The sequence below is a fragment of the Rhodanobacter glycinis genome (assembly GCF_006438785.1).
GTDB lineage: Bacteria > Pseudomonadota > Gammaproteobacteria > Xanthomonadales > Rhodanobacteraceae > Rhodanobacter > Rhodanobacter glycinis_A.
The window spans coordinates 189,130-214,910 of the sequence record NZ_RCZB01000004.1; the positions used below are offsets into that span (position 1 = coordinate 189,130).

The following is a 25,781-nucleotide window of genomic DNA, read 5'->3' on the forward strand; positions in this document are numbered from 1 at the left end:
ACATCCACCGGCCGTGGCGGATGTCGCCGCGGCCGCAACCGGGAGACGTGCATGAAATTGATCAGTTGCATCATCCGGCCCTACAAGCTCGACGAGGTGCGTGATGCACTGACCGGTGCGGGGGTCAGCGGCATCACGGTCAGCGAGGTACGCGGCTTTGGGCGGCAGAAGGGACATACCGAGCTGTACCGCGGCGCGGAATACGTCGTCGACTTCCTGCCCAAGCTGAAACTGGAGGTGGTGGTCGACGACGGCCTGCTCGACGGCGTACTGGAGGCCGTCCAGCAAGCGGCCAAGACCGGCAGCGTGGGTGACGGAAAGATCTTCATCAGCACGATTGATCAGGTGATCCGCATCCGTACCGGCGAGCTCGACGCCGACGCCCTCTAACCCAGCCCTGCGAGGTTCCCATGAAAGACTTCCTGTTGTTTCGCCACGCGCGTGGCCTGCCGGCCTGGCTACCGTCCATCCTATTGTTTTGCCTGGTTCTGCTGACTCCGACGGCATACGCCCAGGCGGCAGCTGCAGCGGCCGCGCCGGTGGTGGTGGACAAGGGCGATGTGGCGTGGATGCTGACCTCGACCCTGCTCGTGCTGATGATGACGGTGCCGGGCGTGGCCTTGTTCTATGGCGGTCTGGTCCGCTCCAAGAACATACTTTCCGTGCTGATGCAGGTGCTGACCGTGTTCTCGATGATCGTGGTGCTGTGGGTGATCTACGGCTACACGTTCGCGTTCGATCCCGGCAACCCGTTCGTGGGAGACGCCAGCAAGCTGTTCCTGAAAGGAGTCGGCACCACGTCGCTGGCCGACACCTTTACGGCGACGGTGAAGTTGCCTGAGTTCGTCTTCATCGTGTTCCAGGCGACCTTCGCCGGCATCACCGGCACCCTGATCGTCGGTTCGCTGGCCGAACGGATGAAGTTCGGCGCGGTGCTGCTGTTCACCGCCTTGTGGTTCACCTTCGCCTACATCCCGATTGCGCACATGGTGTGGGGTCCGGGTGGCTTCATGCTGACTCGTGGCGCGCTCGACTTTGCCGGTGGCACCGTGGTGCACATCAATGCGGGCATCGCCGGCCTCGTGGGTGCCTACTTGCTCGGCCCGCGCCTGGGCATGGGCCGCGAAGCGATGAAACCGCACAACCTGACTTTCACCATGATTGGTGCCTCGCTGCTGTGGGTGGGCTGGTTCGGCTTCAATGCCGGCTCCAACCTGGAGTCGAATGCCGGCGCAGCGCTGGCCTTCATCAACACCCTGGTGGCCACGGCCGCGGCGGTGCTGGCCTGGTTGCTGATCGAGCGGGTGTTCAAGGGCAAGCCATCGATGCTTGGTGGTGCGTCCGGTGCGGTGGCGGGTCTGGTGGCCATTACTCCGGCCTGCGGCACGGTCGGGCCGATGGGTTCCCTGGTCATCGGCGCGGTGGCCAGCCTGGTCTGCGTATGGGGCGTGAGTGGATTGAAGAAATTGCTGAAAGCGGATGACGCGCTGGACGTGTTTGGCGTTCACGGTGTGGGCGGCATCGCCGGTGCGCTGCTGACGGGTGTCTTCACCGCACCTGGCCTGGGCGGCACGGGCGCGGCGGATTTCTCCATCGTCCACCAGTTGGGGATCCAGGCGCTGGGTGTCGGCGTCACGCTGGTATGGAGTGGCGTGGTGTCGCTGATCGCCTACCTGATTGTGCGAGCCGTATTCGGCGGCCTGCGGGTCGGCGAGGAGAGCGAACATCAAGGTCTGGATATCACCAGCCATGGCGAAGCCGCTTACGAGGCTTGAGATTGGCGGTAGCTGCGCGGAGGGTGCGGGTGCCGACTTTTGCTGCTGCAGAATGGTGCAAACAGCAAGCGACTTTGCCCGTGTATGATGCATATCATCCCTTCCGGCGGCCCCTGTTTGCTGCAAGTGATTGTCTTTGCAGGCTTTCACTTCATGGCATGGGTATTGCTGAAGAGTGTTCCGTCATCCATCTCCGAGGTTCCCCATGTCCGCCCAGAAAGTGCTCGACCTGATCCAGGAACATGAGGTCGAATTCGTCGACTTCCGCTTCGCCGACATGCTCGGCGTGCATCACCACGTCACCTTTCCGGCCCATGCGATCGACGAGTCGACGTTCGAGGACGGCAAGATGTTCGACGGTTCCTCGATCACCGGCTGGAAGGGCATCAACGAGTCGGACATGGTGCTGCTGCCCGACCCGGATACCGCGCACCTCGACCCGTTCAGCGCGCACGTGCAGCTGATCCTGCATTGCGATGTGCTGGAGCCGAGCACGATGCAGGCCTACGGCCGCGACCCGCGCTCGATCGCCAAGCGCGGCGAGGCGTTCCTGAAATCCACCGGTATCGCCGACACCGCGTTCTTCGGGCCGGAGCCGGAATTCTTCATCTTCGACTCGGTGCGCTGGCAGAACGATCCGGGCCGCGTTTTCTACGAGATCGGTTCCGAGGAAGCGGCGTGGTCGTCGCGCTACAAGTACGAAGGCAGCAACACCGGCCACCGTCCCGGCGTCAAGGGTGGCTACTTTCCGGTCAGCCCGGTCGACTCGCTCGGCGATCTGCGCGCCGACATGTGCAAGGTGCTGGAGTCGCTGGGGCAGAAGGTCGAGGTGCATCACCACGAAGTGGCGAACGCCGGCCAGTGCGAGATCGGCGTGCGCTTCAACACGCTGGTGAAGAAGGCCGACGAGCTGATGACGATGAAGTACGTCATCAAGAACGTGGCGCACCAGAACGGCAAGACCGCCACCTTCATGCCCAAACCGCTGGTCGGCGACAACGGCTCGGGTATGCACGTGCACCAGTCGCTGGCCAAGAACGGCGAGAACCTGTTCGCCGGCGATCTGTACGGCGGCCTGTCGCAGACCGCGCTGTGGTACATCGGCGGCATCTTCAAGCATGCCCGCGCAATCAACGCGTTCGCCAACTCCACCACCAACAGCTACAAGCGCCTGGTGCCGGGCTTCGAGGCGCCGGTGATGCTGGCCTACTCGGCGCGCAACCGCTCGGCGAGCTGCCGCATCCCGTACGTGGCCAGCCCGAAGGGCCGTCGCATCGAGGTGCGCTTCCCCGATCCGATGAACTCCGGCTACCTGGTGTTCACCGCGCTGATGATGGCCGGCCTCGACGGCATCATCAACAAGATCGACCCGGGCGCGCCGGCCGACAAGGACCTGTACGACCTGCCGCCGGAAGAAGAGAAGAACATCCCGCAAGTCTGCTCCAGCCTCGACGCCGCACTGGAAGCGCTGGACAAGGATCGCGACTTCCTGAAAGCCGGCGGCGTGTTTACCGACGACTTCATCGATGCCTACATCGAAGTGAAGATGAAGGAAGTCACCAAGTACCGCGCCAGCACGCATCCGCTGGAGTTCCAGATGTATTACTCGCTCTGATCGCGGCGAGGGATTGAAAACAACGGGCGCTGCAGCGCCCGTTGTTGTTGGCGTCCACGCGACAAGCTCGGTGCGCACGGCGACCTTATGCAGGGAGTGCCAGCCACGCTTGCAGTTTTACTTCGCTCTCTTCGGTGATGGCAATGATGCGGTAGCCGGCCCAGAACTGGTCGGCCGATGCGGCATGTTCGTGCCACTGTTCCTGCACGCCCACTTCGATGTGGTGCGAAGAACCACTGGTGTCCGTCAGCGGCAGACGCAACTGATAGATCGCCTCGCTGCGCGGTGCCATCGGGCCGATCAACAGCATGCCGGTGCCTGACAGGTTGCCGATCTGGCCCATGGTCAGCCCGGTGATGACGTCGGTGACCTCCGTCACGACATCGACCGATTTGCGTCGTGCCCTGCGCTCCTCCCGCTGATGGTCGTGATCGGCACGATTCATGAGATGCGACTCAAGGGGATTTCCCGGGTAACGGCGCGCCACGCGTGATCAAGCACATCCTCATGATCCGACGCCATCTCGCGTGCTCGGCCACAGGCGATCTCGTGAGCCAGCTGCAGCTCACCCAGCTCCTCTGCACGCTGACCGTTGCGAGTAACGAACAGGCTGTGTCCGGTCAAGGCCGAATACCACACCAGTCTGCGTCGGCTATGAGGGCCACCGGAGGGATCGATGAACTTGAACCATGTTCCTATGGCCAATGTCCGAAGATGCCGGTGGATGCGCAGCACTTCGGTACTCGGCGCGACTTCAGCGGCACCAGCCGAACTGGCGACAGCACGGGTGATCTCGGCATTCTTCTGGACCGGGGTTTCCCGTCGCCTTGAACGCACGCCGGGATCACCGGTGCCGAGGGAATTGCTTGCGGTTTCATTTCGATTCGCGTCAATCATGCGCCGGGCCGCCTGCGCGACTTCATCATCCTGCATGCCTATTTGTCGCAGACCAGCCTCTACTTCGTCCTGCAGCTTGTTGCGGTTGCCGATCGGCAGACGGCCCAGCAGCTGATCGGCGATCGCCAGTCGGGTACCGAAGACCTGGCTGAGTTCGCCATGGCGAAGCAGAGTCAACGCCAGTACGTCGGACCAGGCGCGATCGAGCCGCGCCAGCAAGCGTTGTTGCGACGAGCCGGCGAAACGCTGGGTGAGCAGTTCCGCGGAACGGTGCCGGGCCTGCTCCAGGCGCTCCAGGCCCTGCATTGCATCCACCTGGCGCCGTTCGGCCAATTGTGTCCTGTGCTCCAGCTCAGCGAGGCGTTGTTCGAGGTCATGCTGCAGCGACAGGTAAAGAGCGGCACTGGGCGCTTCGCGGCCGGCACGCTCGATCAGTCGGCCCAGTTCGAGGCGCAAACCACAGTCGATCACGCCGCTGGTATCGTCCAGCCAGTCGCGGGCGATCTCGGCAACCTTGCCAAGCACCTTGCGGGCAGGGTGTTCATGTTGCTCGAAAAATCCATGATCCATCAGCGCCACGCGCAGCATCGGCAACTGCAAGTCGCAGAGCAACGATTGCACGTCATTGGACTGCGGCAGCTGCTGTGCGATTTGCCCGAACAGTCGCACGATCAGTTCCACGGTATTGTCCTGCGTAGCGGACAGGCTGACGCGCGCAGCCTGGGCCGGGCGTCCCACGTTGAGCTGGATAAGCAGTTCCTGGCGCAGGCGGTGAGGTTGGTTCAAGTCGAAGCGGGTTCGCTCATCTACCTGGAAAAGATGCTCCTGCAGTGCCGCAAGAGCAACTTGCAACTCCTCGCCGGTAACCGACGTGCCCGGTGCGGACGAGTTCTCGTCACGCTTGGCTTGTGGCGGGGCGGATGTCTCCGGTCGACGGTCCGGTATCGTCGAAGGCCCGCGAGGAGTATCGGCCGCGGCGGCCGATGCGGCGAATCGTGGCGGCTTCTCCTCCTTGGCACGCTCGCGGCGCGCCGAGGCACGCGGCAACGTGAAAGGGCGAAGGCGTGGAAGGATGCCGTCGGCGAGCAAATGGGCATTGATCAGTTCATACAATGGGGTAAGTCCCTCGATCAGGCTGCTCTCCAGGCTCTGCAACAGCAATAGTTCGTGCGCGCTGGGTAGCCCGAGCGTGCGGCTGGCCTCTCGAAATGCCCCGGCCATCGCCTGCGGCCCGATCGGCAGCGCGTTGCTTTCCAGCGGTGGTGCTCCGATCAGAACCGCCAGACGGTAGCCCAGTTCGAGGAGTTGCGGGCCACCGCGAGCCTCGCTGCGCGAGACCAGCTGATCGAGCGCGGCAGCCAGTTCGTGTGCCGACGGATCGAGCAGGCTCAGTGTCAGCGTCAGCGGGACAACCCCGGTTGACTTCGCCGCGGGCATCCCGAACTGATCGAACGCCCGGTCGATGCTTGCAATGAAACGCTCGTCGAACGCCTTCCGCTCGATAAACAAATGCTGGCGTGTGGTCAGGTAATGCTGCTGATCGAGATGGCTGCGGGTTTGCTCGCTTTGCCTGTGCAAACGCATGTCGAAATGATCGAGACAGCGCCTCAGCGGCTCATGCAGCCAATTGCCGCAGAGCACGCGCAGTTCATCGAGCAGACGCTGTGTTCGCGCCGGCCAGCGCGCTTGGGAATAACCGACGGAATTGGCGCTCTTTAATTCCTGCGAATCTGTCTGTTCATCATTCATCAGATTCTCTGTCAATGACTCGATGATTTCAGTCTATGCCGATCTAACAAATTCTGTCGGCGGTTTAATACTGCGCTTTCACATGGATCTCACATCAGAATCGTGATGCAGTTATCAATGCGCGTGCGGTTGAGCAGAGCCTAACCATGTCACGGTTCAAATCATTTGAATTGAAAATCCCTCAGGGGGACATGACATGAGCATTTCCTTGATGGCCGAAGTTGCCTGGTGTCTGTGCACCCTATTGCTCGTTCCGTTACCGGCTCGGGCGGAAAGCGGCCAGATAACTTCTCCGGTTCCGTTGTCGAGCCCACCTGCAGTGCTGCGACCGCAGGAAACATGGCGATCACGGCTGCTACACCGGTTATAGCGGCCGAAACGCGGCAAACTTGCGCCGGGCCCGGCAATGCAACGGCCGCTGCCTCCCGCATATATGCACTGACTGTCGTGCGCCTGTCGAGTTCGGTGCCGGATCGGGTATTGAAATACTTCGATACTTACGTCAAGACAAGCCGGACCGATGCGGCGGATCCGGTGCTGCTCACGCAAACTTACGAATAAAGCAGTCACGTAAAAATGCGTTCCATTCGGCGATTTCCTTGACGATAAAACAGTCAATCCCGAATAGGCGCAGGGTGGCCAAGCAGATAGCCCTGGCCCATTTCGCAACCCATCGCCAACAGAATGTCGTGCTGTGCGTCGGTTTCGATGCCTTCGGCGATGACCTGGATGTCGAGCGCGCGCGCGAGTGCCAGGATCGCTTCCACAACCCTGATGCTGCTGGTATTGCTGTCTTTATCCAGTTCCTGCACGAAGACCTGGTCGATCTTCAACATGCGCAGCGGCAAAGAGTGCAGATAACTGAGCGACGAGTAGCCCGTACCGAAATCGTCGAGCGCGGCGCCTATGCCGGCAAGGCGCAGCTGTTCAAGCGTGGAGCGCACGCGCTCGGCATTGTCCAGCAGCGCGCCTTCGGTGACCTCGATAATCAGGCGCGTAGTCGGCAAATCGCAGTGTTTGAGAAGCCGGATCAGGCGCGTATCGAAATCGAGATGGCGTAAATGCCGCGCCGAAACATTGAGCGTCATGAAAACGTCCTTGCGGGCGTGTTGCCGGAGCAGACGGCAACTGAGTTCGAACATGCGCCAGTCGATCGCCTCGATCAGCCCGCTGTCTTCGGCAATCTTGATGAACTCGTCGGGCTTCAGCAGGCCGCGCTGCGGGTGGTTCCAGCGGATCAGTGCCTCATAGCCCACCACGTGGCTGGAATCGAGTTGGCAGATCGGCTGGAAATACGGCTCGAATTCATCGTGCTGCAGCGCATGGCGCAATTCGGCCTCCAGCGTGAGCACGTCGACGACATTCTTGGCCAGGGCCTCGTCGAACATTTCAAAACGCTTGCGGCCGGCTTCTTTCGCCCGATACAGCGCGATGTCGGCATCGCGCAGGACCTCGTCGGCCATACTGTAGCGGCTGTCAGCCACCGCGATGCCGATGCTGGCCGATGGCTCCAGTTCCTTGCCGGCCAGTTTCAGCGGTTCGCCGAGACATTTCAGTATGCGCTCCGCCACGTTCACCGCGGTGCCCGGAATCTTCACATCCTCCAGCAGGATCGCAAACTCATCGCCAGACAAACGCGCCACCACGTCCGGATCACGAACGCAGTTGAGCAGTCGACGGGCAATTTCCTTGAGAAACGCGTCGCCGGCCAGATGGCCGAGGCTGTCGTTGATCACCTTGAAGCGATCAACATCCAGATAGAGCAAGGCGCAACGCCGATTCGGTTCGCGCTGCAACAATGTCAGCGCGCGGTCGAGACGATCGCGTAGAAACCCCCGATTCGGCAGGCCAGTCAACGGATCGTGCATCACCTGATGCTTCAACTGCTGCTGGATATGTTCACGCTGGCGAATCTGCTGCAGCAACTCGTGCGTACGTTCTTCAACGCGTTGCTCGAGCTGGACATTGGCCCGATGCAGAGACATGTCGGAGCGGCGGCGATAGATGCTGTTGGCGATCTGCAGCGCGGCGAAGCTGAGCAGCTCCTGGTCAGTCGTGCTGTAGACGTTTTCCTCGGCATAGCTATGCACCGCGACCAGGCCCATCACTTCGCCATTGACCATCAGCGGGACGCCCAGCCAGCATGACGAAGGCTTGCCGATGGTGTGTTGCACAACCTCACCCCGTTGAATGAGCGCCTCTATATCGGAGGCCTGCCCGAGGAACGGATGGGCTTTCCGCATGACATATTCGCTTAGGCCCCCACCCAGAGGGCGCGACAAGGTGCATCGTTCGCCGGCGTCCACGTAATAGGGGAAATCCAGTGTGCGATGATCTTCCGAGAGCAACGCGATGAAGAAATTCTCCGCATTGAGCAGGGCACCGACCAGGACGTGAACCCGCTCGTAGAACTCGCTCTCGCTAATATCGGCGGTGGCAAGCTGGGCCAGCTGAAACAACGCGGCCTGCAATTGCTCGGCACGCTGGCGCTCCAGTACCTCCTGCTGCAGGTCGCGATTGGCTTCATCCAGCTGCTGCGTGCGCCGGCGCACACGCTGTTCCAGCTCGTCCTTGGTCTGTTTGCGCTCCAGCGCAGTGAGGATGTGGCTGCCGACAAATTCCAGCAAGGCGCGGTCTTCGAGGGTATACACCGTGCCTTCGCGATAGCTCTGAACCACCAGGGCGCCATGTACCTGGCCGTTGCGAAGCATCGGCACGCCGAGCCAATCGGTACTGTCCGGGCCGGCCACCAGGAGTGGCCCGTTCACCTGTTTGAGTAACTGCTCATTGCTGCCCATCAACGGTTTGCCTCCGCTCAGGAGGTGCCAGGTCAGCGTGTGCCGCCGATTGTCCAGCGGCTCTTCCTTGGTGGTGTTGGGGCCTTGCTTGTCTTCGACATCGACGTAATAGAGGAAGCGCATCACGCCGCGCTCGGGGTCGTGCCGAACGATGAAGAAGTTCTCGCCATACATCAGTGTGCTGACGATCTCGTGGATGCCCCGCAGGAGTTCCGGCATGTCCAGATCAGAGCCGGCCAGGTCGGCGATCGCGAACAGCGCGCGCTGCAGATCCTCCGAACGTTTCAGCTGCTTGTGCGAGTCCTGCAGGCTCGCCAGCTCCAGCACTTGCTGCAGACGGCGACCGGCGATCGCGAAATGGCGCTCCAGCGTCCCTCGCAAGGACTGCCCGACCTCAGCGGAAAAATGCAGCAACAAGATCGCGCGCTCATGCGGCAACGGTCGCCAGGCCACCCGGCCACGGCCGCCCAGACAAAACCCGTCGCCGGAAAGCGCGCCTTGAGCCCACGCCGTTTCATCGGGCGTTGCATCCGCGCCGCAGGAATGCATCTCGCCTTCGCCGCCCCACAGCAAGGCGGCTGTCTCGCAGCCGGGCAATGAGCTGGCCAGATCCAGGATCACCTCACTCACTTCGACCGGCGTTGACGCCTCGATCAGTCGACGCAAGCATGCTTGCTCTCCCGTTGCCATCGGCGCGGGATGAGAAACCTGCGGGTGGCTATTCTTCACGTGAAGATCCGTAGGCGGCATAGGAAGTTATTACCTGGTGCGACGTGAATGTAATTGCACGAAGCGTTGCGCCCTCACCGAAAGCTAACGCCGTTCGAGGCAAGCACGGGTTCCTGCGAAAACCCCGGCTCGTGCATCGCCATGCGAAAGGTATTGCGCCCGTCGGCTTTCGCTTCGTAGAGCGCGGTGTCAGCGATGTGCATGAAGGCATCGGCCGAAGCGACGCTTTGGCAAAACGCCACACCGATGCTCAAGGTCATCTTTACCCGAACGGCACCCACGGCGATCTCCCGCTTCATGGCTGCCTGGATCTTGCGGGCTAGTTCTTCGGCGATAGACGAAGACTCGACATCCTCAATGAGCGCAACGAATTCGTCGCCGCCGAGGCGGGCCACCAGATCGTTCTTGCGAAGGCAGGCCTGAATGCGTTGGCCGACGGCCTTGAGCACTTCATCGCCGACACCGTGACCCCACGAATCGTTGATACGCTTGAAGTGATCCACATCGATCATCATGAGCAGAAGCGGCGACCGCTGCCGGTACTTCTGCAACAGCAGCATGGCGATGCGCTCATCGAAATGGCGGCGGTTGGCAAGCCCCGTCAAGGTATCGAAGCGCGCCAGCCGGGACAGTTCCTGCTCCACATCCTTGATATGGGTGATATCGGTGGTCAGCGCGTAGAAACCGCGCACGCACCCTTCCGGGTCCCGATCGGGCACGAAGTTCGTCTGGAAGCACAGGTGCCGGCCCTTGTAGTCCGCTTCGTACTCAAACATGGCCGTTCCGCCACCCAAGGCGGTCGCAATGTGCCCTTTAAGGTCGCCATAGATCTGCTCACCGCGAACCTCGTGCATGGTTTTCCCGATCATCTCCCGCGGATCATCGCCCGAGACCTGCTCAACGTAGGCATTGATGAAGGTGTAGCGCTCGGAAGCATCCACATGGGCGATAACCGCCGGTACGTTATCGGTAATCGTGCGCAGCCGCCGTTCGCTGTCGGCCAGGGCCTGCTCCGCCGTCACCCTCTGCGTGACGTCCCGCCCGGTGTAGATGATTTCCATCACGCCATCCCCGTCCGGGCTTGGAACCAGCCGCGCCAGGGCTTCAAACCAGACGTAATGGCTGTCCTTGTGGCGAATACGGTAGGTGGTCATGGTCGAGCCACCTGCTCGATGAAGCTCCGCGACGGCCTGGGCGACGCGCTCGCGATCATCGGGGTGGATGAGGTCGGGACGCGGTACCGAGAAGTCCTCGACGCTCCAGCCGAGCAGGTCTTTGATCGAGGGCGATACATAGCGCCGCTGACCGTCAGGCCGGATGCGCATCACCAGATCGCCGGCATAGTCGGCGAGGATTCGATAGCGCAGTTCGCTCTCTCGTACCTTGGCTTCCAGATGCCGGCGCTCGGCGAGAATCAAGGCCAGTGGCACGGAGATCAGGCAGACCATGCCCAGGAACACCTGAGCCAGCAGGGCGTGTTCGGTGCGCGACCCGTCGAGGATGAGATTGAAGGGTCCCGACCCCAACGCCGTCGCGATGTTGGTGATGGCTGCGATCAACGCTATGCCCACTACCAAGCCGGCGAAGCGATGCCGGAATACCGCCAGGAGCAGCGGTGCGTAGATCAGGAACAGCAGTGGATATCGCGACTGCGCAAACACGGCGAAGGTCGTGCCGGCGAGCAGTGCCATATCGCGAACGAACGGCCACCGCTTGCCCGGTGCTCCAAAGATCCTCCACTTCTTGATGAAAGCCACCCATGTAAGCGTGGCGACAATCACTATCCCAAACACATGGGCGCGGTACCAGGTTTCCGCGTAGGCAAGCAGCGGGGTTCCTTGTGCGATATGGATCGTGAGTCCGGCGAGCAACGCGGACGGAACGCACGCCACAAGCGTGCTCGCGAGGGCCACGCGGCTCAGGTTCGGATACGACACGTCGCGGGGGATTTCAGGAAACTGCCGCCGTATGGCACCGCTGACAATCAAAATCTCAAGCGTATCGGTCGCAGCAAGTTCCAAGGCCACGAGCGGAGAGATGTGAAGCACGAGCTGAGCCCCGACCGTCCCCGCGAAACCGAAAAGCAGATAAGGCCACCAGTCGCGCTTTGGCAATCGGAGAAGGCCGCCCACGAGGATGCCATTGGCTATCCACAGAGAAGGTGCGCTGCCAGTTGAGCGCGCCAAGGCCAGCGAATAGACACAGGAAGCGAATACCAGAACGGCGATGGCGGCGGCTCGCAGCAGAACAGCGAGCGATATGGACGGAAGCAGGCGGCGCATGGCTCTCCCTCCAGGAGTTTGCAGTGCGTGGAAACGACCCGGAAATGTCCTCAGCGCGTGGTCCGTTCGCTCAGCAAGCCCAACCGCATATGTAAATGACAGTCGGCTCCCGCTTCGTGACTTTTCCTTGAGACAAGAGGCAAGCAATGCCTGTTCCAGCCAAGTCCAGTCATCCTATTGGTTGTCGTTTGCTGTGATGAACATCACAAATTACCTTCGTGCCGACGGTTGCCACTGCAATGTTTTGGAGTTTGCACATGGGCGCCGCAGGCTGATCTCGGCATGCAGCAAGGCCATTAAGAACAAACTTGGACAGAACTCCACAGTCCGTGCGCCTTGGCAAGGGAATCAAAGCTAGGGCACTGGGTTGGGTGACCAAAGTTCGAAAACGGCTGTCGCCAGTCGCATCGTGGGCCGTGTGATTTGCACCAATTCGATCCATTGTCCATCATGGTGCAATGAACGAGACTGGCTGGCGCGCAAGGGCGGAGCAGATGGCGACCGGGTTGGCCCTGGTCGATGCGCAGCTGCGCCTGAGCTGGATCAATCCGGCGCTGGCCGATTGGCTGGAGCTGGGGTTGCGTAGCGCTGTCGGTCAGCCGCTCGGTCTGTTGCTTGGGGATCCCGACGCGCTGGCACAGGCCGGCAGGCTGCTGGCGGAACAGCGGTCCGCGCAATGGCGCGGGGTGTCGCTGGTGGCGGCCGGTGGCCGCGAAATCACGGTGGACATCGCGCTGCAGCCGTTCGAGGACGGCCTGCTGCTGGAAGTGCATGCACTGGCCGAACCGCTGGCGAACAGTTCGCCGTTGTCGGCCACCCTGCGTGGTTTCGCGCACGAGGTGAAAAATCCGCTGGCCGGCCTGCGTGGCGCCGCGCAGCTACTGCAGCGGCGGGTCGACAACGAGGACCTGCGATCACTGGCGGGCCTGATCATCGATGAGGCGGATCGACTCGGCACGCTGGCGAATCGGCTGCTGCATCACGACGGTGCGGTGCGGCTTGGTCCGGTGAACATCCATCAATTGCTGGAGCGGCTCACCGATCTGCTGCAGGCCGAACCTTCGCCGCCGCAGCTGCGGCATGACTACGACCCCAGCGTGCCGGACCTGCTCGGCGATGCGGACCGGTTGCAGCAGGTGCTGCTCAATCTCGCGCGCAACGCCCTGGAAGCCCACGCGTGCACGCTGACTCTGCGAACTCGGGTCGAGCACGGCGTGCGCCTGGGCGAACGGGTGCTGCGCATGGCGCTGCGGGTGGATGTGATCGACGACGGCATCGGCGTGCCGTCAGCCTTGCGTGACACGTTGTTCCAGCCGCTGGTGTCCGGCCGCGCCGACGGCAGCGGTCTGGGCCTGGCGCTGTCGCGCGAGATCGCGCACGGGCATGGCGGCGAGCTGCGCTGCACGAGCCGCCCGGGCGACACGGTGTTCTCGCTGTATCTGCCACTGGAGAGGGCGCATGACTGATCAAGACGTCGGCTGTGCGGAACATGGTGGGAGCGACTTCAGTCACGATGCTTTCGGTCAACGTTATCGAAGAACATCGCGGGTAAGGCCGCTCCCGCATAAAGAAGGTTTCGCGGGAGTGGCGCATGACTGAAGAAATCTGGATCGTCGACGACGACCGTGGCGTGCGTTTCGTGCTTGCCGAAGCCCTGCGCGATGCCGGCCTGACCGTGCGCGAGTTCGGCGAGGTGGCGAGCGTGCGCGCGGCATTGCATGAAACGCGTCCCGCCCTGCTGCTCACCGACGTGCGCATGCCGGGCGAGGACGGGCTGGGTCTGCTCGGCGAATTGCAGGCGCGGGGCATCGGTCCGGTGATCGTGATGAGTGCCTACACCGATGTCGCCACTACCGCCGCGGCGTATCGCGCGGGCGCGGTTGACTATCTGGCCAAGCCGTTCGATCTCGATCACGCGGTGGCGAGCGTGCAGCGCGCGCTGGCCAGCGTCGCGTCGCCGACCGTGGCCGGCAACCATGTCACCGTGGCGAACCATGCACTGCTCGGCGAAAGTGCACCGATGCGCGAGGTGTTCCGCCTGATCGGCCGCGTCGCCGCCAGCGATCTCAATGTCTTGATCACCGGCGAAACCGGCACCGGCAAGGAACTGGTGGCGCGCGCGCTGCACGAGGAAAGCGCGCGCCATGAGAAACCGTTCGTGGCATTGAACACGGCCGCGATCCCCAGCGAATTGCTGGAAAGCGAACTGTTCGGCCACGAAGCCGGCGCGTTCACCGGTGCGACGCGACGTGTCGCCGGCCGTTTCGAGCAGGCCGAAGGCGGCACGCTGTTCCTCGACGAGATCGGCGACATGCCGCTGGCGCTGCAGACCCGCTTGCTTCGCGTGCTTGCCGGCGGCGAGTTCTACCGCGTCGGCGGGCGCGAGTTGATCCGCGGCAACGTGCGCATCGTCGCCGCCACCCATCAGGACCTAACGGTGCGCGTCGCCGCCGGGCAGTTCCGCGCCGACCTGATGCATCGGCTCGACGTGGTGCGCATCGAACTGCCGCCATTGCGTACGCGGCGCAGCGACATCCCGTTATTGGCGCAACATTTTCTCGCCGCCACCGCGCAGGAACTGAAGCTGCCGCCGAAACGCTTTTCGCGTGCGGCACTGAAACTGGTCGCGCAGCGCGACTACCCGGGCAACGTGCGCGAGCTGGAAAACCTGTGCCGTCGGCTGGCGGTGATCGCGCCGGGCAGCGAGATCCTGCCGGCGGATCTGGGTGCCGGCGCGAGTGCACCCGGCGGTGGCGAATGGACCGACGTGCTGCGCGAGTGGGCGGTGGCCGCGCTTGCCGGCGGCGAGGCAGACATCCACGCGCGCGCCCGCGCGGCGCTCGACCAGACGCTGCTGCAGGCCGCAATGCAGGCCAGCGAGGGGCATAGACAGAACGCCGCGCAGGCGCTCGGCGTGGGGCGCAACACGCTCACCCGCAAGCTGGGCGCGTCGCGCACGCGGAAGAACTGACGCTGCCTGCACGCAACACTTGTTCGCCTTGCGTGAAGCCCCTACGCAACCCTCCGATTCCTGTGGGTTTCAGCCGAGCGTGATGCGCAGTTGGTGCGCGCCGCCATCGTCCAACAGCACCACCGCTGCGGCGGCATCCAGCATTTGGCCGTCCATTTCTATTCGCGCCACGCCGCGACAAACCCGGTGCGGGTTCTCCACGCTGACCTCGTGACAGGTGACATGCTGCTTGCCGCGATGTCGATAGGTGAGCTGAAAACCTGGCCAGTCCTTCGGAATGCACGGGTCGACACGCATGCTGTCGCCCCGCAGCTGGAAGCCGAGCACCGCCTCCAGCCCGGCGCGATACAGCCACGCGGCGGAACCGGTGTACCAGGTCCAGCCGCCGCGGCCGACGTGCGGTGCAACTGAATAGACGTCCGCACAGGCGACGTAGGGTTCGACCTTGTAGCGTTCCACGGCCGCCGCGTTGGCGCTGTGATGGATCGGGTTGAGCAGGTCGAACAGTCCGCCTGCGCGGTCGCCGTCGCCGAGCTCCGCCCAGGCGAAGATCGACCAGGTCGCGCCGTGCGTGTACTGGCCGCCGTTCTCGCGCACGCCCGGCGGATAGCCCTTGATATAGCCGGGGTTCTCCCTGGCGTGGTCGAACGGCGGGGTGAACAGGCACGCGATCGCGTTCGGGTGATCGACCAGCAGGCGATCGACCGAGGCCATGGCCTGCGCGGCATGCAGCGGATCGGTGGCGCCGGCCATCACGCTCCACGACTGCGCGATCGTATCGATGCGGCATTCGTCGCTCTCGTGTGAACCGAGCGGCGCGCCGTCGTCGTAATAGCCGCGGCGATACCACTCACCGTCCCAGGCTCGCTCCAGTGCGCCGCGCAGGTCATCGGCGTAATTGCGCCAGTGCTGCATGCGTTCGGTCTCGCCGCGCTGCCCGGCGAACGGCGCCAAGGTGTCGATCGTGCTGAGCAAAAACCAGCCTAGCCAGCTGCTCTCGCCGCGACCCTGGGCGCCGACCGCATTCATGCCGTCGTTCCAGTCGCCGGTGCCGATCAGCGGCAAGCCGTGCGCGCCGCGGGTGAGGCTGGCGTCCAGCGCACGGGCGCAATGTTCGTAGACGCTGGCCTGCTTCCCGGAGATGGACGGCTGAAAGAACGCATCGGTGGCGCCGTCGGGAATCGACGGGCCGGCGAGAAACGGCAGCACCTCAGCCAGCACCCCGGCATCGCCGGTCACGCGTACGTAGTGCATCGCCACATAGACCAGCCAGTTGCGATCGTCGCTGATCCTCGTGCGGATGCCCTGGCCGCCCGGCGGCAGCCACCAGTGCTGCACGTCGCCTTCCACGAATTGCCGGCCGGCAGCACGCAGCAGATGTTCGCGGGCGAGGTCGGGGCGACTCACGCACAACGCCATCACGTCCTGCAGCTGATCGCGGAATCCGTATGCGCCACTGGCCTGGTAGTACGCAGTGCGCGCCCACAGCCGGCAACTGGTGACCTGGTACAGCAGCCAGTCGTTGAGCAGGATGTCCATCGCCCGGTCCGGCGTATGCACCTGCACGGTGTCCAGCATGTCGTTCCATTGCGCGGCGACCTCGGCCAGCACGGCGTCGAGGTCGGTGGCGCGGTACTGGCGGATCAAGGCTTGCGCCGCCGCTTCGTCGGCGGCATCGCCGAGCATGAAGACGATGTCGATCTGCGTGTTCGGCGGCAATGCGATGCGCGTCTGCAACGCGCCGCACGGATCCAGCCCGGCGCCAAGCTGTCCGTTCAGGGGGGCGTTGTCGCGTAACCCAGCGGGGTGTGCGACGGTGCCGAGCGGGCCAAGGAACGCGGCGCGATCACCGCTCATCGAATGCTGCGCGCCAGCCAGGTCGATGAAGGCGACGCGCTCGCCGAAATCGGGACGCCAGCGATTGCGCGCGAACAACGCGCCGGTCATCTCATCGCGCGCGGTGATCACGAACGGCGCTGGCATGGTGCCGTTCGCACCCAGCGCCCAATCGACGTAGCCGGTGAGCGACAGCCGGCGCGGGCGACTGGAGCGATTGCGCAGGCGCAGGCGCGACAGCTTGAGCGAGTCGCTGATGGGCACGCACTGGACCAGCTCCAGCTCGATGCCGTTGGCGTCGTTGGTGAAGCGGCTCCAGCCTTTGCCGTGAGTGGTCGCGTAGTTCGCGCCAGTCATGCGTATCGGCAACGCGGTGGCGCTCCACAGTACGCCGGTATCCTCGTCGCGCAGGTACAGCACCTCGTGCGGGATGTCGCTGACCGGATCGTTCGGCCACGGCGTCAGCGGATTCTGCTGGCTGTTCAGCGACCACGCATAGCCGCCGCCCTCGGCCGATACGATGAAGCCGAACACCGGGTTCGCGATCACGTTCACCCAGGGCGCCGGTGGGCGGCGGCTGTCGTCGAGATGGATTTCGTAGGCGCGGCCGGCGTCGGCGAAGCCGCCGTAGCCGTTGGCGAATTCCAGCGGGTCGGCCGCGGTGATGGCCGCGACGGAAGCCGGCGTGCTGGCAGGCATCGTTGCCGTCAGGGTGAGCGGCGCGGCGGCTGGGGCGATGGCGGTTTGCGCCGCAGCGGCAGGGTCGAGCAGCACGCGCGCGGCAGTCAGCAGGCCGTCGCGCAAGTCATCGCTGATCGCCTGTTCGCGCAACGCGAACAGTTCCGTCCTGGGCAGATGCCCATCGGCTTTCAGTTGCGCCTGCTGCGCGCTGACCAGCGGCGCCAGCGCCGCGTGCAAGGCATCGCCGGCGGTGCCATCGGCCGTGTTCAGCAGCACCACATCGACCGCCAGCCGCTGGCTGCGCCAGTAATTCTGCGCGCGCAGCAGCTCCTGCACACGGGCCAGTTCGGCGCGGTCGCCCAGGCGCAGCAGCACGATCGGGCGGTCGCCGGAAATACCAGCCGGCCACAGCGTGGGTGGGCCGCCGCGACCGCGCGCGAGGGCATCGGGCGCCGCGCGCTGGCTGCCGTCGCTGCTGATCAGCGCGCTCATCCAGTGCGCGAAGCGGGCGTCCTGCGCAGCGTCGATGCCGAGGCGCTGCTGTTCGGCCTCGGCGCGCTTCACTGCGTCGGCAAACAGCCGATCGGCTGCGGCCGGGTCGTCCAGCTGGGCGGCGAGGGCCAGCGCGCCGTCGCGTGTATCGGCCAGCTGCGTCCACAGCAACAGCGTGATGCTGGTGTCCGGGGCGAGGGTGATCGACTGGCGCAGGCTGAAGACCGGATCGAGCACGCAGCCGCTGCTGCGCGACAGCGTGGCGCCGTGCTGCATCGCCAGCGCGTCGCGCAAGGTACGGCCGCGACCGAGAAAACGACCGCGATCGGTTTCGTATTCGGCGTCGGCATTGACGGATTGCCCGTGCACGCGCAAGGCATGCGCGGCCCATACCGCCGGCTCGCTGCCGTCGCGGCGGCGGCGGGTGGCCAGCAGCATGGCGTTCGGCGCATCCCATTCGGTCTGCACGAACATCTTGGAGAATGCCGGATGCGCGTTGTCCGCGCCGATCGGGCCGAGCACCAATTCGGCATACGTGGTCAGCGACAGCGTGCGCGTGCGGTCGCCGTGATTGCTCAGGGTGAGCCGGCGCAGTTCGGTGTCGGTAGTACTGGCCACGGCGATGTCCAGCACGCTGTGCACGCTGTGGTGACGGCGGCTGAAACGGGCGCGGCCGTTGCTGAAGTCGACCGCATCGTCCGGCGTGCGGTGGCCATATGGCTGCTGGCTGGCCGACCACAGCGCGCCGCTGTCCTCGTCGCGCAGCAGCAGGTAGCTGCCCCAACCGTCGACCGTGGGATCCTCGCGCCAGCGGGTGACGGCGAGGTCGCGCCAGCGGCTGAAGCCGGAGCCGCTGCCTTCCAGCATCACCGAATAATGTCCGTTGGACAGCAGCTGCATCGTGGTTGTGGCGTGGACGGGCATGGGCATCGGCGTCGCAGGTTCCGCTGGGTGGTCGAAGGAAGTTGCGGTGTGCCCGGCGAGCGTGCCTTCGACCCATGCGCAACTTGTCGATGAAAGGCGATGCGACATGAAGGGCGCGGCTACGCTCCGTTAATTTCACGCGCGACGGAGCAAGCTGGGATTCGAATCGACGCACTTGTGCGTCCCCACGACCCCACTGCACCGTGGCAATCGGGATTACTGCATGACCGACAGCGCAACGCCCATGGACGAGACCTGGCTGGATGACATGCAGCGCTCGGCGTTCGGCTATTTCGCGCAGCTGGTCGACCCGCACGACGGACTGGTGCCCGATACCTCGCGTGCGAACTCGCCGGTCAGCATCGCGGTGGTCGGTTTTGCGCTGTCGTCCTATCCGGTGGGGGTGGCGCGTGGCTGGATGAGCCGCGCCGACGCGTTGCGCCACAGCCTCGCCGCACTGCGCTTTTTCCGCGACAGCGACCAGAGCGGCACGCCGCAGGCCACCGGCTACAAGGGTTTCTACTACCACTTTCTGGACATCCACAGCGGCGCCCGCGTGTGGCAGTCGGAGCTGTCGATGATCGACACCGCGCTGCTGATCGCCGGCGTGCTCGCCGCGGCGAGCTACTTCGGCGACGACACCCCCGACGAGATCGAACTGCGCCATATCGCCGACGCACTGTACCGGCGGGTCGACTGGTGCTGGGCGCAGGACGGCGGCGACACCATCCGGCAGGGCTGGAAACCCGAATGCGGCTTCCTGCATTACGGCTGGGAAGGCTACAGCGAGGCGATCGTGCTGTACGCGCTGGCGATGGGTTCGCCGACCCATCCGATCAGCGGCCACGGCTACCACGCATGGACGGCCACGTACCAATGGGAAAACCTCTATGACGGCGATTTCCTGTATGCCGGGCCGCTGTTCGTGCATCACTTCTCGCATGCGTGGATCGACTTTCGCGGCATCCGCGATGCTTTCATGCGTGAGAAGTGCTCGGACTATTTCGAGAACAGCCGGCGCGCGGTGCTGATCCAGCGCGAGTATGCGCGGCTCAACCCGTACGGCTTCGCCGGTTACGACGAGAACGGCTGGGGGCTGTCGGCCTGCGACGGACCCAGCGACGAGCAGCAGGACGTGGCCAACGAAACGCGCCGCCTGTTCGGCTATGCGGCACGTGGCGTACCGTACGGGCCGGACGACGGCACCTTGTCGGCGCCGGCGGTGCTGGCGTCGCTGCCGTTCGCGCCGGAGATTGCGCTGGAAGGCATTCACAGCATGCTGTTGCGCTATCCGCAGATCCTCACCGACGGCCGACTCGCCAGCGCGTTCAACCCGTCGCTGGCGATGGCCGACGGCGCGGCGTGGGTCTCCGCCGGCCACTATGGCCTGGATCAGGGCATCGTGCTGATGATGATCGAGAACCACCGCAGCGGCTTGATCTGGCAGCTGATGCGTGGCTGTCCCTATCTCGTCGACGGCCTGCGCCGCGCCGGATTCCGCGGCGGCTGGCTGCTGCAGCCGACCCATCACGGAGCACGCTGATGCCGAACTTCGACGCATCCATCACCACCCCGCAAGACGCCTACGAGCACGAGCGGCTGGCTCATGTGCATCCGCAGGCGTGGAACAACCCTACCCCGGCCGCGCGCTATCAATTGCTGATCGTCGGCGCCGGGTCGGCTGGCCTGGTGGCGGCCGAGGCGGCCGCCGCGCTCGGCGTGCGGGTGGCGCTGGTGGAGCGACATCTGATCGGTGGTACCTGCCTCAACACTGGCTGCGTGCCGTCCAAGACCCTCATCCGCACCGCCCGGGCGTATGCCGACATGCGCGATGCCGCACGCTACGGCGCGCGCGTGCCCGGGGATATCCAGGTCGACTTTGCCGCCGCGATGGAGCGGGTGCGGCACGTCCGCAGCCACCTCAGCGGCGGCGACTCGGTGCGCAGGCTGGCCGCCGACGGCGTGGACGTGTTCTTCGGCAACGCGCAGTTCACCGGTGCCGACAGCCTCACCGTCAACGGCGTCCGGCTGTGCTTCGGCAAGGCCATCATCGCTACTGGTGCGCGGCCACAGGTGCCGCCGACTCCCGGCTTGCGCGAAGCGGGCTACCTGACCAATGCCAACGTGTTCAACCTGACCGAACTGCCGCGCCGCCTGCTGGTGATCGGCGGCGGCCCGCTCGGCTGCGAGCTGGCACAGGCGTTCTGCCGGCTCGGTGCGCAAACCACCATCGTGCAGGATGTGCCGCTGTTTCTGCCGCGCGAGGAACGCGACGCGGCGCAGATCCTGTCCGACGCGTTCGCCCGCGACGGCATCGAGGTGCGGCTCAACACCCAGGTCATCAACGTGCGGATGGAGAACGGACACAAGCTGGTCGATCTGGTCAGCGACGACTATCACAGCACCATCGCGGTCGACGCGATCCTCGCCGGCGTGGGTCGCGTGCCGAATGTGGAAGGGTTACTGCTGGAAGCGGCCGGCGTCGACTACGCGCCTGGCACCGGCATCCGCGTCGACGATTTCCTGTGTACCAGCAACCCACGCATTTACGCCGCCGGCGACGTCTGCCTCGAACAGCAATACACCGATACGGCCACCGCCTCGGCGCACATCGCGCTGCAGAACGCGCTGCAGAACGCGCTGTTCGGCGGGCGCGACCGGCTGAGCAAGCTGGTGGTTCCGTGGTGCACCTATACCGACCCGGAAATCGCCCACGTCGGCCTGTACGTGCGCGAGGCGAACCGGCAGGACATTCCGGTGAAAACCTTCACCGTGCCGATGCACGAGATCGATCGCGCGGTGACCGACAGCGAGCAGGGCGGCTTCGTGAAGATCCACGTGCGCGAGCGCAGCGACTGCATCCTGGGCGCCACCATCGTCACCCGTCACGCCGGCGACATGATCAACGAGATCACCCTGGCGATGGTGGCGGGCGTGGGTCTGCGCACGCTGGCGCGGGTGATCCATGCCTACCCCACGCAGGCCGAGGCGATCCGCCGCGCCGCCGATGCGTACAACCGCACGCGGCTGACCCCGCGGTTGCGCGCGCGGTTGCGGCGCTGGCTGGCCCGCTGAGCAGGCCGCGTGGCCGCACACACGCCGCCTCACGTCGACTTATCGCCACCCACCTACAATGAGTGGGATCGGCAACCACGATTTTCCTCCCCACCTCACGCAAGGAAACCTTATGGAACTCGGCATGATCGGCCTCGGCAAGATGGGCGCCAACATGGTGGAACGCCTGCAGCAGGGCGGCCACAAGATCACCGGCTTCGACCCCAGCGCGGAGGCGCGCAAGGCGGTACAGGTCGCTGGTGCCGGTGCAGTCGATTCGCTGGCCGCGCTGGTCGGGGCGCTGCCCACGCCGCGCGTGCTGTGGATGATGGTGCCGTCCGGCAAGATCACCGACGACACCGTCGACGCACTGCTGCCGCTGCTGGCCAAGGGCGACATCGTGATCGACGGCGGCAACTCCAACTACAAGGACACCTTGCGCCGCGCGAAGCTTTACGCCGAACACGGCCTGGGTTACGTCGACTGCGGCACCAGCGGCGGCGTGTGGGGTCTGAAAGAGGGCTACAGCATGATGATCGGCGGCGACGGGCAGGTCGTCGAGGCGTTGCGGCCGATCTTCGAAACGCTGGCGCCGGCGAAGGATCAGGGCTGGGGCCGTGTCGGCCCGGTCGGTTCGGGTCACTTCACCAAGATGGTCCACAACGGCATCGAATACGGAATGATGCAGGCCTACGCCGAAGGCTTCTCGATCCTCAAGCACAAAGTGGATTTCGGCCTCGACCTGCACCAGGTCGGCGAGATCTGGCGCTACGGCAGCGTGGTGCGCTCGTGGCTGCTCGACCTGGCCACCGATGCGCTGGGCAAGAATCCGAACATGGAAGGCGTCGCACCGTACGTGGTCGATTCCGGCGAAGGCCGCTGGACCGTCGACGCGGCGATGGAGCTCAATGTATCCGCGCCGGTGATCACCCTGTCGCTGATGGAGCGCTTCCGCTCGCGCGACGACGATTCGTTTGCCGACAAGCTGCTGTCGTCGCTGCGCAACGAGTTTGGCGGGCACGCGATCAAGAAGGAGTAGGAAGGCGCTGCGCTTTGACTTTTGCAAGATTGATTTCCGGGGGCCTCGGAAACACACAACGGCGTCATTCCGGCGAAGGCCGGAATCGCATTCTGCGCGGCCTGCCATTCCCAACTCACCGCCGCACAGGGGCCGGGTAGAGCAGCGCACCATCCTGGCCCGCACTATTCAGAAAAACCGAAGCAGGAACTGGAGCAAAGACCCATCGCATCGGCCGGGGTTTGCATGCGCTCACCTGATCTACAGCAGATCGCCTTGCGGTAGCGCATAGCTCAACCGTCCATCCACGATGCGTGCCGGCGACGTATACGGGTGAACGGTCGTATGAGTCGCATCGACGATGTGGATCACCTCGATCCCACGCAGCTTCAGCACATCGGCAATCAGTGAGCGGTGGCAGCGCCACCATACGGCCTCGGCGCACATCAGCGCAGTGCGTCGAGCCGAGGCGAGCCGCAGCAGCCTTTCCAGTCCGGCGGCAAATTCCGGGCTGGCCAGGTGGTCGGCATAACCCTGGAATGAGGCATTGCGCCACGCCGTGTTTGGCGAATCGGGCTGCACCTTGCGCCGCCCGCCCAGCTCGGGCAGCCACTGATACGCAACGCCGTACGCGGGCAGGGTATCGGCCAGCGCCTCGCTGGCGAAATGCGGATAGCGACGCGAGCCGGGAAAGCGTCGCACGTCGGCGATGGACTCGATGCGGCATTCGTCCAGCAGGCCGAGAAACTCTTCCAGCGTGCGGGTCGAGTGGCCGATCGTCCAGATCGTCTGCGCACCGGCAGCAGTGTTCCCGGATGGCATCGCTCAGTCGATCTTGTGCAGCGCCGCGCCCTTGTGCATCGCGACGTGATCGGTCTTGTCGCTTTGGATCTCGTACTGCGGATCGGCCTCGCTGCAGCGGTGCGTGTGGCCCTTGTAGTCGGTGTCGCGCGTATGCACCTTGATGATCTTGCCGCTCACGTGACCGGCTTCGGAATTCCAGCGCACGTGATCGCCGACTTTGAAGGGATGGCTCATGACTGCTCCAGCAATGGCAGATCCAACGACCATTGAAACAGCCTGCATGTTGGGTGCGCGTGGAAAGGGCGTGTTCGCTTGATCTCAAGTGGGATCTGTCGGACCGGATTGCGCTGCGTCTTCGACCCCGAGAGCTGGTCGGTGCACGTGGCCGCGTCATCCCAGCCGCAACAGCTTCCTAACCGCCGGCAAATTGCGCCGGCTGATTTCCGGGCTGAGCTCGGTGCCGTCGAGCCGTGCCAGCACGCGGCCGTCGGCGAGGGTCTTGATGCCGAGCAGTCGCGCCGGTGGCGCCAGGCAGTTGCGGTGCAGGCGGATCAGCTGGTCGGGGTGGGCATCTTCCAGCTGGCGCAGCGATTCCTCGATCAGCAGCTCGCCGCGGCGGTGTTGCACGACGACGTATTTCTCGTCGGCGAGCAGGCAGATCACTTCGTCCAGCGCGATGCGCACCTGTTCGCCGCGCATCCGGCCGTGCAGGTATGCGGTCGGCTCGCGCGGTGCGTCGGCGAGGCGGCGTTGCGCGCGTTGCAGCGCATCGCGCAGGCGTTCCAGCCGCACCGGCTTGAGCAGGTAGTCGACCGCGCCAAGCTCAAACGCCTGCAGCGCGTGCGCTTCGTAGGCGGTGCAGAAGATCACTTGCGGTCGCGTGCGCCCGGCCAGTCGCTGGGCCACGGCGGTGCCGCTGAGGCCGGGCATGTTGATGTCCAGCAGCAGCACGTCCGGCTGCAGTTCACGGAGTGCGCCCAGCGCGGCTTCGCCGTCGGCGACGCTGCCGACGATTTCCACGCCGTCGCAGTCGCCCAGCAGCGCAGCCAGGCGCGCGCGCGCCAGCGGCTCGTCGTCGACGATCAGGGCGCGCATCACGCGAAGGTTCCCGGCAGCTGCAGCAGCACCACGAAGCGGTCGTCATGTGGCCCGGCCTGAACTTTCGCCAGCGGTCCGTAGCGATACGCGATGCGCTGGCGCACGCTGTCCAGGCCGTGGCCGTTGCCGCGTTCGGGCGGCGTGGTCGGCAGCGGGTTGATGATCTCGATGCGCACGCCATCGCCCTCACGCTGGCCGCGCAGGATCACCTCGCCGCCTTCGCGCAGCGGCTGGATGCCGTGGCGTACCGCGTTCTCCACCAGCGGCTGCAGCAGCAGGCGCGGCAGCGGGAAGTCGGCCGGCAGATCATCCAGTTCGCGCCGCACATGCAGCCGTGCACCCAGGCGCAACTGCTCGATCGCCAGGTAGCGCTCGACCAGCGCCAGCTCCTCGCCCAGCGTGCCGTCGCCGGTGTCGTGCTGGCCCAGTGCGGCGCGGAACAGTTCGGACAAGTCCTCCACCGTGCGTTCGGCCGCGGCGGGGTCGACCCGGATCAGCGCCGCCACCGTGTTCATGCTGTTGAACAGGAAGTGCGGACGGATGCGCGCCTGCAGCGCCTCGACCTGCGCACGCGTCACTGCGGCCAGCCGCGCCTGCCACTGCGCCAGCACATAGAAGTAGCGCAGCATCGCCGCGCCGAGCAGCGCGGCGATCAGCACGTTGTCGCGCACGAACACTTGCATGCTGCTGCTGATCAGGTTCATCTGCAGCGAGCCATCGAGCCAGCGCGCCACCGCGCTGGCGACGCTCACGATCAGCACGATCAGCAGCCACACGCCCGCATACGGCGTGCGCCCCGGCAGGCGTTGCAACAGCGGGCGCAGCTTGCACACGGTTACCGCGATCACCAGCGCCAGCCACGTCACGAACAGCATGCTGACGCTATAGGCGGGCCAATCGCGCTGGTTGTCGCGAGCCAGCCACATCACCGTCACCGTCAATGCGCCGACCACGAACAGGGCGAACAACGCCGGCAGCCGGCAGAAATCCGGCAGCGGGCTGCGTTCGATGTGGCCGCGGGGGCGGCTGCTGGGCGTGGATGCGCGCATGCGGACAAG

At 64.6% G+C, this 25,781-nt stretch carries 18 protein-coding genes; 9 read left to right on the top strand and 9 right to left on the bottom strand.

Going from position 1 to position 25,781, the window contains the following annotated elements:
- The first annotated feature begins 51 nt into the window (after positions 1-51).
- The 3 genes from EAH75_RS14840 (at position 52) to glnA (ending at position 3,390) form a co-directional block, all read left to right on the top strand.
- On the top strand, positions 52-390 hold the full coding sequence (locus EAH75_RS14840) for a P-II family nitrogen regulator (protein ID WP_140651712.1): 339 nt from the start codon (positions 52-54) through the stop codon (positions 388-390).
- 20 nt (positions 391-410) lie between these two features.
- Positions 411-1,775, top strand: coding sequence for an ammonium transporter (locus EAH75_RS14845; RefSeq protein WP_140651714.1), 1,365 nt, complete (start codon positions 411-413; stop codon positions 1,773-1,775).
- A 205-nt stretch (positions 1,776-1,980) separates the two neighbouring features.
- Positions 1,981-3,390, top strand: a complete 1,410-nt coding sequence (gene glnA / locus EAH75_RS14850) for a type I glutamate--ammonia ligase (protein ID WP_140651717.1) — start codon at positions 1,981-1,983, stop codon at positions 3,388-3,390.
- Positions 3,391-3,475: 85 nt separating this feature from the next.
- Here the strand turns inward: glnA and EAH75_RS14855 are convergent, their stop codons facing one another.
- Together EAH75_RS14855 and EAH75_RS14860 are read right to left on the bottom strand one after the other, a co-directional pair.
- Positions 3,476-3,835, bottom strand: a complete 360-nt coding sequence (locus EAH75_RS14855) for a PilZ domain-containing protein (protein WP_140805977.1) — start codon at positions 3,833-3,835, stop codon at positions 3,476-3,478.
- Positions 3,832-6,036 (bottom strand): DUF1631 family protein, encoded by a 2,205-nt coding sequence (locus EAH75_RS14860; protein ID WP_140805978.1) that lies wholly within the window; start codon positions 6,034-6,036, stop codon positions 3,832-3,834. Before EAH75_RS14860 ends, EAH75_RS14855 begins: the two co-directional genes overlap by 4 nt.
- Before the next feature lie 339 nt (positions 6,037-6,375).
- On the opposite strand from EAH75_RS14860, the gene EAH75_RS14865 reads away from it, so the two are divergent.
- Positions 6,376-6,597, top strand: coding sequence for a hypothetical protein (locus EAH75_RS14865; RefSeq protein WP_140651723.1), 222 nt, complete (start codon positions 6,376-6,378; stop codon positions 6,595-6,597).
- Between the two features lie 53 nt (positions 6,598-6,650).
- On the opposite strand, the gene EAH75_RS14870 is transcribed toward EAH75_RS14865, so the two are convergent.
- A complete protein-coding gene (locus EAH75_RS14870) occupies positions 6,651-9,500 on the bottom strand; it encodes a bifunctional diguanylate cyclase/phosphodiesterase (protein WP_241668956.1) in 2,850 nt (949 codons plus the stop codon).
- Positions 9,501-9,637: 137 nt separating this feature from the next.
- Positions 9,638-11,845, bottom strand: a complete 2,208-nt coding sequence (locus EAH75_RS14875) for a sensor domain-containing diguanylate cyclase (protein WP_140805980.1) — start codon at positions 11,843-11,845, stop codon at positions 9,638-9,640.
- A 458-nt stretch (positions 11,846-12,303) separates the two neighbouring features.
- On the opposite strand from EAH75_RS14875, the gene EAH75_RS14880 reads away from it, so the two are divergent.
- A complete protein-coding gene (locus EAH75_RS14880; protein WP_140651728.1) occupies positions 12,304-13,311 on the top strand; it encodes a two-component system sensor histidine kinase NtrB in 1,008 nt (335 codons plus the stop codon).
- A 125-nt stretch (positions 13,312-13,436) separates the two neighbouring features.
- Positions 13,437-14,816: a nitrogen regulation protein NR(I) gene (gene ntrC / locus EAH75_RS14885; protein ID WP_140805981.1), complete on the top strand. Its 1,380-nt coding sequence runs from the start codon at positions 13,437-13,439 to the stop codon at positions 14,814-14,816.
- Between the two features lie 69 nt (positions 14,817-14,885).
- Here the strand turns inward: ntrC and EAH75_RS14890 are convergent, their stop codons facing one another.
- Positions 14,886-18,755 (bottom strand): GH36-type glycosyl hydrolase domain-containing protein, encoded by a 3,870-nt coding sequence (locus EAH75_RS14890; RefSeq protein ID WP_140805983.1) that lies wholly within the window; start codon positions 18,753-18,755, stop codon positions 14,886-14,888.
- 217 nt (positions 18,756-18,972) lie between these two features.
- On the opposite strand from EAH75_RS14890, the gene EAH75_RS14895 reads away from it, so the two are divergent.
- The 3 genes from EAH75_RS14895 (at position 18,973) to gnd (ending at position 22,842) form a co-directional block, all read left to right on the top strand.
- Complete coding sequence (locus tag EAH75_RS14895; RefSeq protein ID WP_140805985.1) at positions 18,973-20,292, top strand: glucoamylase family protein; 1,320 nt, start codon at positions 18,973-18,975, stop codon at positions 20,290-20,292.
- On the top strand, positions 20,292-21,824 hold the full coding sequence (locus EAH75_RS14900) for a mercuric reductase (protein ID WP_140805987.1): 1,533 nt from the start codon (positions 20,292-20,294) through the stop codon (positions 21,822-21,824). The genes EAH75_RS14895 and EAH75_RS14900 overlap by 1 nt, the downstream gene beginning before the upstream one ends.
- A gap of 112 nt (positions 21,825-21,936) precedes the next feature.
- A complete protein-coding gene (gnd, locus tag EAH75_RS14905; RefSeq protein WP_140805989.1) occupies positions 21,937-22,842 on the top strand; it encodes a phosphogluconate dehydrogenase (NAD(+)-dependent, decarboxylating) in 906 nt (301 codons plus the stop codon).
- Positions 22,843-23,082: 240 nt separating this feature from the next.
- Here the strand turns inward: gnd and EAH75_RS14910 are convergent, their stop codons facing one another.
- From EAH75_RS14910 to EAH75_RS14925, 4 genes are all read right to left on the bottom strand, one after another.
- Entirely contained in the window at positions 23,083-23,643 is a 561-nt protein-coding gene (locus tag EAH75_RS14910; RefSeq protein ID WP_140805991.1) for a DUF488 family protein, read from the bottom strand.
- A gap of 3 nt (positions 23,644-23,646) precedes the next feature.
- The gene (locus EAH75_RS14915) at positions 23,647-23,859 is read right to left on the bottom strand and encodes a DUF2945 domain-containing protein (RefSeq protein WP_140651745.1); all 213 of its coding nucleotides are present in this window, start codon (positions 23,857-23,859) and stop codon (positions 23,647-23,649) included.
- A gap of 156 nt (positions 23,860-24,015) precedes the next feature.
- Positions 24,016-24,720 (bottom strand): LytR/AlgR family response regulator transcription factor, encoded by a 705-nt coding sequence (locus EAH75_RS14920; protein WP_140806133.1) that lies wholly within the window; start codon positions 24,718-24,720, stop codon positions 24,016-24,018.
- Positions 24,720-25,772 (bottom strand): sensor histidine kinase, encoded by a 1,053-nt coding sequence (locus EAH75_RS14925; RefSeq protein ID WP_140805993.1) that lies wholly within the window; start codon positions 25,770-25,772, stop codon positions 24,720-24,722. The genes EAH75_RS14920 and EAH75_RS14925 overlap by 1 nt, the downstream gene beginning before the upstream one ends.
- Between the last annotated feature and the right edge of the window lie 9 nt (positions 25,773-25,781).

Bases quoted from the DNA above. Each gene is read 5' to 3' on its own strand.
- EAH75_RS14840 (WP_140651712.1), top strand. From the start codon at position 52: ATGAAATTGATCAGTTGCATCATCCGGCCCTACAAGCTCGACGAGGTG.
- EAH75_RS14845 (WP_140651714.1), top strand. From the start codon at position 411: ATGAAAGACTTCCTGTTGTTTCGCCACGCGCGTGGCCTGCCGGCCTGG.
- glnA (WP_140651717.1), top strand. From the start codon at position 1,981: ATGTCCGCCCAGAAAGTGCTCGACCTGATCCAGGAACATGAGGTCGAA.
- EAH75_RS14855 (WP_140805977.1), bottom strand. From the start codon at position 3,835: ATGAATCGTGCCGATCACGACCATCAGCGGGAGGAGCGCAGGGCACGA.
- EAH75_RS14860 (WP_140805978.1), bottom strand. From the start codon at position 6,036: ATGAATGATGAACAGACAGATTCGCAGGAATTAAAGAGCGCCAATTCC.
- EAH75_RS14865 (WP_140651723.1), top strand. From the start codon at position 6,376: ATGGCGATCACGGCTGCTACACCGGTTATAGCGGCCGAAACGCGGCAA.
- EAH75_RS14875 (WP_140805980.1), bottom strand. From the start codon at position 11,845: ATGCGCCGCCTGCTTCCGTCCATATCGCTCGCTGTTCTGCTGCGAGCC.
- EAH75_RS14880 (WP_140651728.1), top strand. From the start codon at position 12,304: ATGAACGAGACTGGCTGGCGCGCAAGGGCGGAGCAGATGGCGACCGGG.
- ntrC (WP_140805981.1), top strand. From the start codon at position 13,437: ATGACTGAAGAAATCTGGATCGTCGACGACGACCGTGGCGTGCGTTTC.
- EAH75_RS14890 (WP_140805983.1), bottom strand. From the start codon at position 18,755: ATGCCCATGCCCGTCCACGCCACAACCACGATGCAGCTGCTGTCCAAC.
- EAH75_RS14895 (WP_140805985.1), top strand. From the start codon at position 18,973: ATGACCGACAGCGCAACGCCCATGGACGAGACCTGGCTGGATGACATG.
- EAH75_RS14900 (WP_140805987.1), top strand. From the start codon at position 20,292: ATGCCGAACTTCGACGCATCCATCACCACCCCGCAAGACGCCTACGAG.
- gnd (WP_140805989.1), top strand. From the start codon at position 21,937: ATGGAACTCGGCATGATCGGCCTCGGCAAGATGGGCGCCAACATGGTG.
- EAH75_RS14910 (WP_140805991.1), bottom strand. From the start codon at position 23,643: ATGCCATCCGGGAACACTGCTGCCGGTGCGCAGACGATCTGGACGATC.
- EAH75_RS14915 (WP_140651745.1), bottom strand. From the start codon at position 23,859: ATGAGCCATCCCTTCAAAGTCGGCGATCACGTGCGCTGGAATTCCGAA.
- EAH75_RS14920 (WP_140806133.1), bottom strand. From the start codon at position 24,720: ATGCGCGCCCTGATCGTCGACGACGAGCCGCTGGCGCGCGCGCGCCTG.
- EAH75_RS14925 (WP_140805993.1), bottom strand. From the start codon at position 25,772: ATGCGCGCATCCACGCCCAGCAGCCGCCCCCGCGGCCACATCGAACGC.